Source organism: Streptomyces sp. W1SF4, assembly GCF_003950035.1.
In the GTDB taxonomy this organism is placed as follows: Bacteria; Actinomycetota; Actinomycetes; order Streptomycetales; family Streptomycetaceae; genus Streptomyces; species Streptomyces racemochromogenes.
Genome location: NZ_CP034350.1, coordinates 3,077,097 through 3,089,936 on the forward strand (window position 1 = coordinate 3,077,097; position 12,840 = coordinate 3,089,936).

The 12,840-nt window shown below is 74.5% G+C and carries 9 protein-coding genes; 4 read left to right on the forward strand and 5 right to left on the reverse strand.

The genetic code is table 11. From position 1 onward, the window contains the following. Positions 1–9: 9 nt before the first annotated feature. The 3 genes from D1J60_RS14205 to D1J60_RS14215 all read right to left on the reverse strand — a co-directional run bounded on the left by D1J60_RS14205 (position 10) and on the right by D1J60_RS14215 (position 4,368). Positions 10–1,524 carry a serine/threonine-protein kinase gene (locus D1J60_RS14205; RefSeq protein ID WP_125821343.1) on the reverse strand — a complete coding sequence of 505 codons (1,515 nt, stop codon included), beginning with the start codon at positions 1,522–1,524 and terminating at the stop codon, positions 10–12. After that, positions 1,521–2,192: a hypothetical protein gene (locus tag D1J60_RS14210; RefSeq protein WP_125821344.1), complete on the reverse strand. Its 672-nt coding sequence runs from the start codon at positions 2,190–2,192 to the stop codon at positions 1,521–1,523. The genes D1J60_RS14205 and D1J60_RS14210 overlap by 4 nt, the downstream gene beginning before the upstream one ends. A 106-nt stretch (positions 2,193–2,298) precedes the next feature. Beyond that, a complete protein-coding gene (locus D1J60_RS14215) occupies positions 2,299–4,368 on the reverse strand; it encodes an N-6 DNA methylase (RefSeq protein WP_125821345.1) in 2,070 nt (689 codons plus the stop codon). Between the two features lie 161 nt (positions 4,369–4,529). On the opposite strand from D1J60_RS14215, the gene D1J60_RS14220 reads away from it, so the two are divergent. From D1J60_RS14220 to D1J60_RS14230, 3 genes are all read left to right on the forward strand, one after another. After that, positions 4,530–5,285: a hypothetical protein gene (locus D1J60_RS14220; protein WP_125821346.1), complete on the forward strand. Its 756-nt coding sequence runs from the start codon at positions 4,530–4,532 to the stop codon at positions 5,283–5,285. Positions 5,286–5,353: 68 nt separating this feature from the next. Continuing rightward, on the forward strand, positions 5,354–6,103 hold the full coding sequence (locus D1J60_RS14225; protein WP_125821347.1) for a hypothetical protein: 750 nt from the start codon (positions 5,354–5,356) through the stop codon (positions 6,101–6,103). A 31-nt stretch (positions 6,104–6,134) separates the two neighbouring features. Next, entirely contained in the window at positions 6,135–6,992 is an 858-nt protein-coding gene (locus D1J60_RS14230) for a hypothetical protein (RefSeq protein ID WP_125821348.1), read from the forward strand. Between the two features lie 13 nt (positions 6,993–7,005). Here the strand turns inward: D1J60_RS14230 and D1J60_RS14235 are convergent, their stop codons facing one another. Together D1J60_RS14235 and mfd are read right to left on the reverse strand one after the other, a co-directional pair. Continuing rightward, on the reverse strand, positions 7,006–7,575 hold the full coding sequence (locus D1J60_RS14235; RefSeq protein ID WP_125821349.1) for a GNAT family N-acetyltransferase: 570 nt from the start codon (positions 7,573–7,575) through the stop codon (positions 7,006–7,008). 26 nt (positions 7,576–7,601) lie between these two features. After that, positions 7,602–11,141 (reverse strand): transcription-repair coupling factor, encoded by a 3,540-nt coding sequence (gene mfd / locus D1J60_RS14240; protein WP_125821350.1) that lies wholly within the window; start codon positions 11,139–11,141, stop codon positions 7,602–7,604. A gap of 242 nt (positions 11,142–11,383) precedes the next feature. Here mfd and D1J60_RS14245 point away from each other — a divergent pair, with 242 nt between their 5' ends. Further along, positions 11,384–12,808: a DUF2079 domain-containing protein gene (locus D1J60_RS14245; protein WP_125821351.1), complete on the forward strand. Its 1,425-nt coding sequence runs from the start codon at positions 11,384–11,386 to the stop codon at positions 12,806–12,808. Positions 12,809–12,840: the final 32 nt, after the last annotated feature.

Consider the following 12,840-nt stretch of genomic DNA (forward strand, 5'->3'; position numbering starts at 1 on the left):
CCGGCGCGGTCAGCGCACCTGGCCCAGCCATTGCAGGGTGCGCCGGATCTCCACCGGGAGGGGGTGCGCGGGGCCGTGGACGCGGTCGGCGTCGTAGAGGAGGCGGACCAGGGTGTCGTGGGCGGCGGGGCGGTCGCCGAGGGAGAGCAGCAGGTGCGCTATCCGCCGGCGGACCTCCAGCGGCAGGCCGGGGTCGGGGTTGGCGTAGTGGTTCTCGAACAGGGGCAGCAGCGAGCGGTACTCCGCGAGGGCCGCAGCGGGTTCGCCGAGCTGCTCCAGGCACTGGGCGGCGTCGTAGCGGAAGCGCAGCGACTGGGGGTCCCCGGCGGGGAACTGGTCGGCGAGGCGGCGCAGTTCGGGGAGGGCGCGGCGGTACTGGCCGTCGTCCATGAGGGTGGCGGCGTACTGCTTGCGCAGGCTGCGGACGACCGGGGAGTGCTCGCCGTGCTCGGCGGCGGCCGCGGGGAGGATGTTGCCGAGGATGTCCACGGCCTGGGTGAGCCGGCCCTGGTCCAGGAGCTTCCGGGCCTCGTCGACGGCGCCGGGGATGTCGGGGCGGGGCGGCGCCGGGGGCGCGGTCGGACGCGGGGGCACGGCGGCGGCCCGGTCGGGCCAGGGTGCCTGGGGGCGCAGGAAGGGCCGGGTCGGGTCGAGCGGGCCGGCCGGGTGGCGGCTGCCGGGGGCGGGGAGGAGCGGTACGAGGGCTTCGTAGACCTCCTGGGCGGAGCCGGGGCGGTCCTGGGGGTCCTTGGCGAGGAGGCGCAGCAGGACGGCCTCCAGTTCCGGGGGGATCTCCGGGCGCAGGGGGCGGACCGGGGCCGGGGGTTCGTAGAGGTGGCGGTGGAGGACGCCGAGGGCGGTGGTGCCGGCGAAGGGCACGCCGCCGCTGAGGAGTTCGTACAGCAGCACGCCGAGGGCGTACAGGTCGGTGTAGGGGCCGACGGCGCCGCCCATGGCCTGTTCGGGGGCCATGTAGGCGGGGCTGCCGATGGGTGAGCCGGTGCTGGTGAGGCGGGTGGTGTCGGTGTCCATCACGGAGGCGACGCCGAGGTCGAGGACGAGGACGGTCCCGTCGGGGCGGATCATCACGTTCCGCGGCTTGAGGTCGCGGTGGACGATCGGTACCGCGTGCACGGCGGAGAGCACCGCGCACAGCTGTGCCACGACGGCGACGGCCCAGGGCCAGGGGTAGGGGTCGTGCTCGGCGAGGTGGTCGGCGAGGTCGGAGCCCTCGACGTAGCCCATGACGAGGTACAGCTCGTCGCCGTCGCTGCCGGCGTCGTGGACGGTGACGAGGCCGGGGTGGTCGACCTGGGCGGTGACGCGGCATTCGCGTACGAAGCGGCGGCGCAGCTCCTCGGCGACGGTGCCGGGGCCGGCGACCTTGTCGGGGCGCAGCAGCTTGACGGCGACGCGGCGGTCGAGGCGGCGGTCGTAGGCGGTCCACACCTGGCCCATGCCGCCCTGGCCGAGGATGGTGGCGAGCTGGTAGCGCTCACCGATGAGGCGTTCGGGTTCGGTCACCGCTGCGGGTCCTGGAACGCCGTGCTGTTCGGGTCCTGGTAGGGGCCGCCGGGCTGCGGGGGCCGCGGCGGGTTCTGCTGGCGCAGGAGTTCGCTGAGCTCGTCGAGTTCGGCGCGGACCTGGCCGAGGCGCGGGGGTGTGGCGGGCTGCTGCGGGGGCACGGGCGGCTGGGCGCCCTGCTGTCCGGCCGGCGGGTAGCCGTAGCCGGGGGTGGTCTGGTGCGGGGGCTGCGGCTGGTGGGGGCCGGGCTGCTGGTGCTGGGCGTACGGGGCCTGCGGCGCGGACGGGTACCAGGGTGCGGGTGCCGGGGCGAGGGCCTTGGACTCGTGGTGCCTGATGTCGGCGACGAGGTAGTAGACGCAGATCGCGAAGCCGGTGAAGATCGAGCCACCGGCGCCGAGGTTGCCCTGCCAGCCGTCCGTCTTCTCGGTCGGGTCGAGCCCGATGAAGACGATCCACACGACGGACAGGACCAGGCTCAGCACGAGCAGGGCCCAGTCCAGGGACTTGCGGGTGAGGACGGCGAGCCGCAGCATCGAGCCCCAGGCGAAGAAACCGCAGCTGAGGACGGGCAGCGCCGTGAAGAGCACGCGCAGCGTCATCGCGGCCCCGGAGAGGGGCCGGTGGCCGTGGGGGCCTTGCTGCGGCGGGATGCCGGGGCCGTGCATCGGTGCTCCTGACGGGCCGTGCGGAAAGGTGACGGCTCGAAGCGTATACAGCGTTTCCGGCCGTTCGTGAGGGGATGGACCCAACCGTTGCAGGGTCGCAGCACGGTCACTGGGGTGTGACGCTGCCGTCCGAGAGTCCGTCGTAGAGGCCTTGTACGAGCTGCTCCCCCAGGCGTCCCGCCAGCCTCAGCGCGTCCTCGAACTCGGCGAGGGCCCGGAAGCGGGCTCCGTAGCGCCGCTGTTCGGCGGGGGGCAGCCGGGGCAGCTGGAGCCGGCGCACGTCGAGGCGGGTGGCGGTGGAGGCGTGGCTGCTGGCGCGGCGGGTGTTGGCGGTGCCGCGCAGGAACCCGGCGAGGAACCAGGGGTCGAGGGCGGCCGGGTCGGGGCGCAGCAGCTGGAGGTTGCGGCCGATGACGGCGCCGGCTCCGCTGGCGGGGTCCTCGGTGACGACGCGGGCGGCGGAGAGGGCGCCGACGACGGGGACGACGACGTCGCCGGGTTCGGCGAGGAGGGTCTCGGCGGTGTCGGGGCCGGGGGTGGCGGCGGTGCCGGAGGGGGCGGTTCCGGCGTAGACGTCGTACTCGGTGAGGACGGGCAGTCCGTCGGTGCCGGTGCCGGTTCCGGCGCGCAGCAGCAGGGCTCCGGCGCGGGCGAGTTCGCCGACGGTGGTCTGTGAGGGGGAGGCGGCCGCGGGCTGGGCGGGGGCCGGGCCGGTGCCGGCGGGGGTCGCGGGCGGCGGGGTGAGCCGGGCGGCGCGGGCGAGGGTGGCGTCGAGGCGGTCGCGTACGGCGGCCAGCTCGGCGAGGCCGCCGCCGGCGGCGGGCGGGGGCAGGTGGCGGGCGGGGGTGAGGTCGACGTCGTCGTCGAGGAGTTCGATGACGGGTACGACGCGGCTGACGCCGGGGGTCTCGGGGGTGGCGCCGGTGCGGTCGTACGCGGTCCAGGCGGCGAGGACGGCGTCGCGCACGTCGGGCCAGGGGGCCCGCGCCTGGGCCGGCCCGTCGGGGTCGAGACCGGCGGTGTCGAGGAGCAGCAGTCCGGCGGGGACGGCGGCGCCGGGGGCGGGCTTGCGCAGCACCCACAGCTGGAGCGGGATCCCGTACGGGGGTGCGGCGCCGGCGGGGAGGGAGACGACGGCCCGCAGGGCGCCGCGGCGCAGCAGGTCGGCGCGGATGCGGCGGCCGGAGCGGCGGGCGGCGGCGGCGGGCGGCATGAGCAGCACGGCGGTGCCGCCCTCGCGCAGGCGGGCCAGGGCGTGCTGGATCCAGGCGAGTTCGGATTCGGTGCGGGCGGGGAAGCCGTACTCCCAGCGGGGGTCGTAGGCGAGTTCCTCGTGGCCCCAGTTGCGTTCGTTGAACGGGGGGTGGCAGAGCACGGCGTCGACGGCGGCGTCGGGGAAGGCGTCGGCGCGCAGGCTGTCGGCGGCGGCCGCGCGGACCTGGGCGGAGCCGTGCAGGGCGAGGCGGAGCGCGGCGAGCGCGGCCAGTTCGGGGGAGGCGTCCTGGGCGTGCAGGACGGTGGCGCCGGCGAGGGCGCGCAGCGGGCTGCCGGTGCCGCAGGCGGGGTCGAGGGCGGTGCGGACGCCGGGTCCGGCGAGGCCGGCCATGAGGTCGGCGCAGCCTTCGGGGGTCAGGGTGTACTGGCGGGGGTTGGCCTCCAGGTGGCGGCCGAGGAGGAATTCGAAGGCCTGGCGGGCGCCGAGTCCGGCGGCGAGTTCGGCGACGGCCCGCAGCAGGGTGACGGCTCCGGCGGCGGGGCGCACGGTCACGGGGTGGCCGGCTCCGAGCCGGGCGGTGAGCGCTTCGTCCCGTACGGCGGGCAGCCGTTCGGCGAGCCGGTCGTCGGGGAGGGCGGCGAGCTCCAGCCACCGCGCGGGGCGGTCCCGTACGACGAGCAGTGCGGCGCCGGCTTCGACGAGGGCGGCGACGGCGCCGCCGGGGTGGGCGGTGACCTGCTGCCAGACGCGTTCGCGCAGGGGGACCTCGGCGAGCTTGCCCTGGGCCCGCAGCCACGCTTCGACTTCGGGCAGCGCGAAGGAGGGGCTGGTCTCGGTGCCGCCGACGGGCTTGGGGAAGCCGGGGTGGCGGCGTCGCCAGTTGCTCACGGCGGCCCGGCCGACCCCTGCGAGGCGGGCGATCTCGGCGGCGGTGACCTCGGGGACGTTCTCCTCCAGCATGCCGGGAGCATACCGGTGCACAGCCGGGAATCCACTTCACAGCGTGAATCCAATCCATGGTGTGAATCGTGTTGACTCGGTTCACAGCCTCTGTTGTGATGTTCCCGTCAACAAGCGGAGCACGCCGGCCGCCCCGAGAGATCCGAGACAGGAGCACACCCATGTCCCAGTCCTCCACCCCGCGCCCGCGCCACGGCCGAAGCGCCCGCCACCGCGTCCTCACGGGCGCCGGCGCGCTCGTCGCCCTCGTCGCACTCGCCGCCTGCACCGGGGGCGGCGGCACGAGCGGCTCCAAGGACACCGGCCCGAAGAAGCCGACCGCGGCCGGCAACAGCCCCAAGGCGGGCGGCGGCCAGACGGCCGGCGGCAAGACGAGCGCGAAGCCGTCCGAGCCGAAGAAGGACGGCAAGAAGGCGGCGATGCGCGGCAGCGGCACCTTCCAGGCCGGCTCGGACCTCCAGCCCGGCACCTACCGCACCACCGGCAACAAGGGCCTGGGCTGCTACTGGGAGCGCGCCAAGGACGCCTCGGGCGAGGTCGAGTCGATCATCGCCAACGACAACGTCACCGGCACCAGCTACGTGACCATCGAGGCGGGCGACAAGCTCTTCAAGTCCAACGGCTGCAACGACTGGGAGACCATCGACCCGAAGGCCGTCTCCGACGCCCCGAAGACCGAAGCCGCGGGCGACGGCGGCATGTTCAAGGTGGGCCTCGACCTCGCCCCCGGCACCTACAAGTCGAGCGGCCCCGCCGCGGGCTCGGCCGGCTGCTACTGGGAGCGCGCCAAGAACGCCTCCCACGACGTCGACTCCATCGCCGCCAACGACAACCCCACCGGCCCGGCCGTCGTGACCGTCTCCGCGCAGGACGGCTACTTCAAGACCACGGGCTGCGCGACGTGGAAGAAGTCCTGACTCCAGCGACGCCGGACACCCGCCGGATACCCTCCGGATCCTGAACGATCCCAGGGGGGGACCAGCTCATGCGCACCACCACCATGCCCGCGGCCGTGTCCGCGGCCGCGACCGCACTCGCCCTCGCGGCCCTGCTGACCGCCACCGGCTGCGGCCCGGCGGCCGGCCCGGCAGCGCGGTCGTCCGCGGCGTCCGCGAAGCCGGATCCGCTCGCGGGCAGGGACCCGGCCGCCGTCCTGCGCGCCGCGTACGAGGAGACGGCGAAGGCCGAGAGGAAGAACGCGGCCATCACGCGCACCATCGGCGACCGCGAGATCAGCGCGGCCCTGACCTTCGAGGGCGAAAGCGGCTGCTGGGGCAAGGTCACGGTCGCGCGCGCCGGAACCGGGGAGATCCTGATGGAGGACGGCCGGCTCTCCTTCAAGGGCGACGAGGGCTTCCTCAGGGACCACTTCAGGGACCCGACCGCCTCGTACCCCGACAGCGGCCAGGCGGCCTGGATCGACGCCAGGACCTCGGACCCCTCGGTCGCACACCTGCGCACCCTGTGCGCGGCGGCCCGGCCCGACCGGGCCTACCCGGCCGAGCCCACCGGCGTCCGCCGCGAGCCGGACGCCCGCCAGAACGGCAAGCCGGTGGCGGTGTTCAGGTCGAAGGCCCCCGACGGCGGCGAGATCACCGACCACGTCCTGCTGGACGCGGTGCCGTACCTGGTCAAGCACGCGCAACAGGGGCCGGACGCCGGCTCGGTCGAGTACACCGGCGTGCGCGGACCCGCCGGGACGGTGTCACAGACACCCCCTAGTCTCGGATCCTGAGTCGTAGTCACCGGTCCACGGGGGAATCCAGATGCGCAGCCGTACGAAGACCACCACGTCGGCACTGGCCGCCGCGGCCCTGATCGGCGGCGGCCTGGCGGCGTGCGTGCCCGCCGACGGCCGGGCCTCCGACGTCGGCGACCGGGCCCGCGCCTCCCAGTCGCCCGGAGCGTCCGCCTCCGGGCCCGCCTCGCCGTCGGCCACCTCGGACGCCAAGGGCGAGCGGGCACTGGCCGACCTGTCGGGGGCGGAGATCCTCACCCGGGCCGGCGAGGCCACCCGCAAGGCGCAGTCCCTGCACGTCACGGCCACCGTGGAGTACGAGGCCAAGCCGATGCGGATCGACCTCTCCCTCGACAAGAAGGGCAACTGCAACGGCGCCGTCCGCCTCGACGGCATGGGGAAGATGGACATCATCAAGTCCCCCGACCTCGTCCACTTCCGCGGCGACGCCGACTACTGGCGGGGCGCCGCCAAGCAGAAGCACGCCTCGCAGAAGCAGACGGACCAGATGGTCGCCGTGCTCGCGGACCGCTGGGTCAAGCTCCCCGCCACCGACCCGCGCGCCGCCCCGATGACCGGCAGCTGCAACCTCGGAAAGCTGACGGACGACCTCGGCAAGGGCAGCCCGCTCGCCCGCAAGGGGGAGACGGGCAGCGTCGACGGCACACCGGCGCTGTCCGTCACCTCCCCCGCCCGGCAGGGCACCCAGACCGACTGGGTCGCGACGCGGGGCACGCCGTACATCCTGAAGTCGTCGATCAGCGGCGACACGACCGGCGCCCTCACGTTCTCGGCCTTCGACGTCCCGGTCGACACCGCCTCCCCGAAGGACTCCGACGTCCTGGACCTCTCCAAGACGGGCGGCGCGGTGGGCGAATCGGTCTGACCCGCCCTCCCGCTCAGCCGCCTCCGGCCCGCCGGACGTGCAGGTGACCGCTGAGCGGGAACTCCGGCGGCGCCGCGGGAAGAACGGCGCGGAAGAGGTAGCCGCTCTTCTCCGCCACCCGGCAGGAGGCCCCGTTGTCCTCCTGGTGCAGCAGGTCGAGGCGTTCCAGCCCGGAGCCGGCGAAGGTCTCGAACGCCCAGACCGTCAGCGCCTCCAGGGCGCGCGGGGCGACGCCCCGGCCCCGCGCCGCGGCGGCCGTCCAGTAGCCGACCTCGGCCGAAGCGCCGTCCGGCACGGGCCGCTTGAGGACCGCACCGCCCACCAGCCGGCCCGGCCCGCCCCCGGGCCCGGCCTCCAGCACCGCGAAGGCGAACCGCAGGCCCGCCTCCCGGTCCCGCCGCTGCCGCGCCACCCAGCGCAGCCCGCCGGCCGCGTCGTCCAGGGGCTCGGCGGTCCAGCGCCGCAGGAACGGATCGGCGTACGCCTCCACCAGCGCGGGGACGTCGTCCTCGCGCCAGGGCCGCAGCGACAGGGCCGGGAAGTCCGCCGTCGCGGCGGACTCCAGGGTCGTCGACGTGTTCATCGGCCGATGATACGCACGGGCGCGCGCTACGAGCCGAGGATCGTGGTGAGGAACTCGCCCGTCCAGGCCAGCAGTTCGCGGCCGACCAGCGGCTTGCCGCCGACCTTCGCCGTCTTCGGCCGAGGCACCAGCACCTGGGAGGTGGCCGGCTTGAGGACCGTCCCCGGGTACAGGCGCTTGAGGCGCAGCTCCTGCGACTCGCGCAACTCCACCGGCCCGAAGCGGATGTTCGGCCCCTGGAGGGTGATGTCCCCGACCCCGCAGGCCCGCGCCAGCATCCGCAGCCCCGCCACCAGCAGCAGGTTCTCCACCGGCTCCGGGAGCTTGCCGTAGCGGTCCGTCAGCTCCTCCCGCACGGCCTTGATGTCGGCCTCGGAGTTCGCCGCCGCGATGGACCGGTACGCCTGCAGGCGCAGCCGCTCGCCGGGCGCGTAGTCGTGCGGGACGTGCGCGTCGACCGGCAGCTCGATCTTCACCTCCAGCGGCGGCTCCTCCTGCGCCCCGCCGCCCTCGACGGCGGCCCGGTAGTCGGCCACGGCCTCGCCGACCATCCGGATGTACAGGTCGAAGCCGACGCCCGCGATGTGCCCGGACTGCTCGCCGCCCAGCAGGTTGCCCGCGCCGCGGATCTCCAGGTCCTTCATCGCCACGTACATGCCGGCGCCCATCTCGGTGTGCTGGGCGATGGTGGCCAGCCGCTCGTGCGCGGTCTCCGTCAGCGGCTTCTCCGGCGGGTACAGGAAGTACGCGTACCCGCGCTCGCGGCCGCGCCCGACGCGGCCGCGCAGCTGGTGCAGCTGGCTCAGGCCGAAGTTGTCGCCGCGCTCCACGATCAGGGTGTTGGCGTTGGAGATGTCGATGCCGGACTCGACGATGGTCGTGGAGACGAGGACGTCGAACTTCTTCTCCCAGAAGTCGACCACGACCTGCTCCAGGGCCTGTTCCGACATCTGGCCGTGGGCCGTCGCGATCCGCGCCTCGGGCACGATCTCGCGCAGCTTCGCGGCCGCCCGGTCGATGGACTCGACCCGGTTGTGGATGTAGAAGCACTGGCCCTCGCGCAGCAGCTCGCGCCGGATCGCGGCGCCGATCTGCTTCTCCTCGTACGGGCCGACGAAGGTGAGCACCGGGTGGCGCTCCTCCGGCGGGGTGGTGATCGTCGACATCTCGCGGATGCCGGTCACCGCCATCTCCAGGGTGCGCGGGATCGGGGTCGCCGACATGGTCAGCACGTCGACGTTGGCGCGGAGCTTCTTCAGCTGCTCCTTGTGCTCGACGCCGAAGCGCTGCTCCTCGTCGACGATGACCAGGCCCAGGTCCTTGAACTTCGTCTCCTGCGAGAACAGCCGGTGGGTGCCGATGACCACGTCCACCGAGCCCTCCTTGAGGCCCTCCAGGGTGGCCTTGGACTCGGTGTCGGTCTGGAAGCGGGACAGCGCCTTCACGTTGACCGGGAACTGGCTGTAGCGCTCGGAGAAGGTCCCGAAGTGCTGCTGGACGAGGAGGGTCGTGGGGACCAGGACGGCCACCTGCTTGCCGTCCTGCACCGCCTTGAAGGCGGCCCGCACCGCGATCTCCGTCTTGCCGTAGCCGACGTCGCCGCAGATCAGCCGGTCCATCGGGACCGACTTCTCCATGTCCTCCTTGACCTCGGCGATGGTGGTGAGCTGGTCGGGCGTCTCCGCGTACGGGAAGGCGTCCTCCAGCTCGCGCTGCCAGGGGGTGTCCGGGCCGAAGGTGTGGCCGGGGGCCGCCATGCGCGCGCTGTACAGCTTGATCAGGTCGGCGGCGATCTCCTTGACGGCCTTCTTCGCCCGCGCCTTGGTCTTCGTCCAGTCGGCGCCGCCGAGCCGGTGCAGGGTCGGGGCCTCTCCGCCCACGTACTTGGTGACCTGCTCCAGCTGGTCGGTGGGGATGTACAGGCGGTCGCCGGGCTGGCCTCGCTTGGCCGGCGCGTACTCGACGAGGAGGTACTCGCGGGTGGCGCCCTGCACGGTGCGCTGCACCATCTCGACGTAGCGGCCGACACCGTGCTGCTCGTGCACGATGTAGTCGCCGACCTCCAGGGTGAGCGGGTCGATGGACTTGCGGCGCCGGGTCGGCATCCGGCCGAGGTCCTTGGTGGCGGTGCGCTGCCCGGTCAGGTCGGTCTCGGTGAGGACGGCCAGCTTCAGCGCCGGGTCCACGAAGCCGTTGTCGATCGAACCGCAGGCGACGTGGACGATGGAGGGCTCGAGCGCCTCCAGCCGGGGCTCCAGCCGGGCGGCGATGCCCTCGCCGCCGAGCACCTCGACGGTGCGGGCGGCCGGGCCGTGGCCCTCGGTGAGGTAGACGGTGTGCCAGCCGTCGGCGATCCAGCCCTTGGTGTCGGCGAGGGCGCGGGCGGTGTCGCCCCGGTAGGCCTCGGGGGCGTGCATGCCGAGCTTCAGCACGTCGCCGCCCGCCATGTCCTCGTCGCCTGCCGCGAAGGGGGACACCGACCACCACATCATGCCGATCTCGCCGGCGTGCTCGCGTACGTCCGCGATCCCGCGCAGCGAGGCGGCGCCGACGTCGATGGGTGCCTCGCCGCCGCCGGCGGTGGCCGCCCACGAGGCCATCAGGAACTCCTGCGAGGTCGCCACCAGGTCGGCGGCGCGGGTGCGGACCCGCTCCGGGTCGCAGACGACGGCCATCGCCCCGGCCGGCAGGACGTCGATGAGCAGCTCCATGTCGTCGACGAGGACCGGGGCGAGGGACTCCATGCCCTCGACCGCGATCCCCTCGGCGATCTTGTTGAGCAGTTCACCGAGTTCGGGGTGCTCCTCGGCGAGCGCCGCTGCCCGCTCGCGGACCTCGTCCGTGAGCAGCAGTTCGCGGCAGGGCGGGGCCCACAGGCCGTGCTCGGCGATCTCCAGCGAGCGCTGGTCGGCGACCTTGAAGTAACGGATCTCCTCGACCTCGTCGCCCCAGAACTCCACGCGCAGCGGGTGCTCCTCGGTGGGCGGGAAGACGTCGAGGATGCCGCCGCGCACGGCGAACTCGCCGCGCTTCTCGACCAGCTCGACGCGGGAGTACGCGGCCGCCGCCAGGGCCTCGGTGATCACGCCGAGGTCGGTGGTGTCACCCTGCCGCAGGCTCACCGGAAGCAGGTCCCCGAGCCCCTTGACCTGCGGCTGGAGCACGGAGCGGATGGGGGCGACGACCACCGAGACGGGCCCGGCCGCCGGGTCGTCCTTGCTCGGGTGCGCGAGCCGGCGCAGCACGGCGATCCGGCGGCCGACGGTGTCGCTGCGCGGGCTGAGCCGTTCGTGCGGCAGCGTCTCCCAGGCCGGGTAGTCGACCACCTCGTCGGGGGGCAGCAGGGAGCGCAGCGCGGCGGCGAGGTCCTCCGCCTCGCGGCCGGTGGCGGTGACCGCGAGGACGGTCCGGCCGGTGCGGGCGGCCAGCGCGGCGATGGCGAAGGGCCGGGCGGCGGGCGGGCCGACGAGGTCCACGTGCATGCGGTTGCCGTCCCCGGCCGCGGTGACCGCCTCGGCGAGGGCGGGATCCCGGGTGACGGCGTCGAGCAGTCCGTGCAGGCTCATGAGACAGGCTTTCCATCCGGTGAGGGGCGAGGGGTGCCGGGGGCAACGCGAAGGGCCCGACACGTGAACGGGCCGGGGGTTCCCACCCTATGACGCCGCTCCCCCGGCCGCGCGGGGCATTGCGGTCCCGCGGGGGCGTGGCGGGGACCGGGCGTCGTCCGCGGCGGGGGCCCGGGGCCGTCCCCGGCGGGGAACAGGGGGGCGGAGGGAGGCATTCCGGTCAGGGGTGAGAATCTGTCCGGATGCCGATATCCGGAAGCCCCCCGAGCACCGGCGACCGCATCACGGGCGACCGCGCCGGGCGGGCCGCGCGCCGGGCACCGTACGCACTCGCCGCCGCGCTGTTCCTCGCGTACGCGGTGCTCTCGGTGACCCGGTACCGGCGGATGGAGGAGGGCTCCTGGGACCTCGGGATCTTCGAGCAGGCGGTCAGGGCCTACGCCTGGCTCCGGCCGCCCCTGGTCGACCTGAAGGGGCCGGGCTTCAACATCCTCGGCGACCACTTCAGCCCGGTCATCGCCCTGATCGCCCCGCTCTACCGGGTCTTCCCGACCCCCGTCACCCTCCTGGTGGTGCAGGCGGCCCTGATCGCGCTGTCCGCGCTGCCCGTCACCCGCGCCTCGGCGAAGCTCCTCGGGCAGGCCCGGGGGCTCGCGCTCGGGGCGGCATACGGGCTGTCCTGGGGGATCCAGCGGGCCGTGGAGTTCGACTTCCACGAGATCTGCTTCGCCGTACCGCTGCTGGCCTTCGCCCTGGAGGCGCTGCTCGCGCGCCGCTGGCGGGCCGCCCTGGGCTGGGGGCTGCCGCTGCTGCTGGTCAAGGAGGACCTCGGGCTCACCCTGGCCGCCCTGGCCCTCGTCACCGCCTGGCGGGCCCGGCGCGCCGACCCGCGGGCCGCACGGCTCGCGGCGGCCGTCGCCGTGGCCGGGGCGGCCGCCGCGGCACTGGTGTTCACCGTGGTGATCCCCGCCTTCGCCGCCGACGGCTACGCCTACTGGGAGAAGCTCGGCGGGGGCGAGGGCGGGGCCGGCGGCGGCCCGCTGAGCGGCCTCGGCACGAAGCTGACCACCCTCGGCTGGGTGCTCGTCCCCACCACCGGGCTCCTGGCGCTGCGCTCCCCGCTGCTGCTGGTGGCCGTGCCGACGCTGGGCTGGCGGTTCCTGTCGGGTGACCCGCACTACTGGTCCACCGACTACCACTACAGCGCCGTCCTGATGCCGGTCGTCGCCCTGGCCCTGGCCGACGCCCTCGACACCGCCCGGCGCAGCCCCCGGCCGCGGGTGCGGGCGTACGCCCACCAGCTGCCCGGCGCCGTGCTCGCCGCCGCCCTCGCGCTGAGCGCGACCAGCCTGCCGCTGGCCCGGCTCGGCGAGCGGTCCGCGTACGCGAAGCCCGCGCGGGTGGCCGCCGTCGAACGGCTGCTGGCGCAGATCCCGGACGGGGTGCGGGTGGAGGCCGGCCACGGGCCGCTGACCCGGCTGACCTCGCGCTGCCAGGTGTACTGGATCGGCGGCACCGAGGGGGTGCTGCCGGCCTTCCTGGTCTACGACGCCTCCGACGGCGGGGCCGGCGACCCCGTCGCCTTCGCCGAGCGGCTGCACCCGGGGTCGCGCTTCGCGCTGATGGGCGAGGCGGGCGGGTACGTCCTGCTCCAGCGGATGCTGTGAGCGCCCGGGCCGCCGGGGCCCTGGTCTGCCGG

Excerpts from the sequence above, each read along its gene's own strand:
- D1J60_RS14210 (WP_125821344.1), bottom strand. The coding sequence starts at position 2,192 with ATGCACGGCCCCGGCATCCCGCCGCAGCAAGGCCCCCACGGCCACCGG.
- D1J60_RS14215 (WP_125821345.1), bottom strand. The coding sequence starts at position 4,368 with ATGCTGGAGGAGAACGTCCCCGAGGTCACCGCCGCCGAGATCGCCCGC.
- D1J60_RS14220 (WP_125821346.1), top strand. The coding sequence starts at position 4,530 with ATGTCCCAGTCCTCCACCCCGCGCCCGCGCCACGGCCGAAGCGCCCGC.
- D1J60_RS14225 (WP_125821347.1), top strand. The coding sequence starts at position 5,354 with ATGCGCACCACCACCATGCCCGCGGCCGTGTCCGCGGCCGCGACCGCA.
- D1J60_RS14230 (WP_125821348.1), top strand. The coding sequence starts at position 6,135 with ATGCGCAGCCGTACGAAGACCACCACGTCGGCACTGGCCGCCGCGGCC.
- D1J60_RS14235 (WP_125821349.1), bottom strand. The coding sequence starts at position 7,575 with ATGAACACGTCGACGACCCTGGAGTCCGCCGCGACGGCGGACTTCCCG.
- mfd (WP_125821350.1), bottom strand. The coding sequence starts at position 11,141 with ATGAGCCTGCACGGACTGCTCGACGCCGTCACCCGGGATCCCGCCCTC.
- D1J60_RS14245 (WP_125821351.1), top strand. The coding sequence starts at position 11,384 with ATGCCGATATCCGGAAGCCCCCCGAGCACCGGCGACCGCATCACGGGC.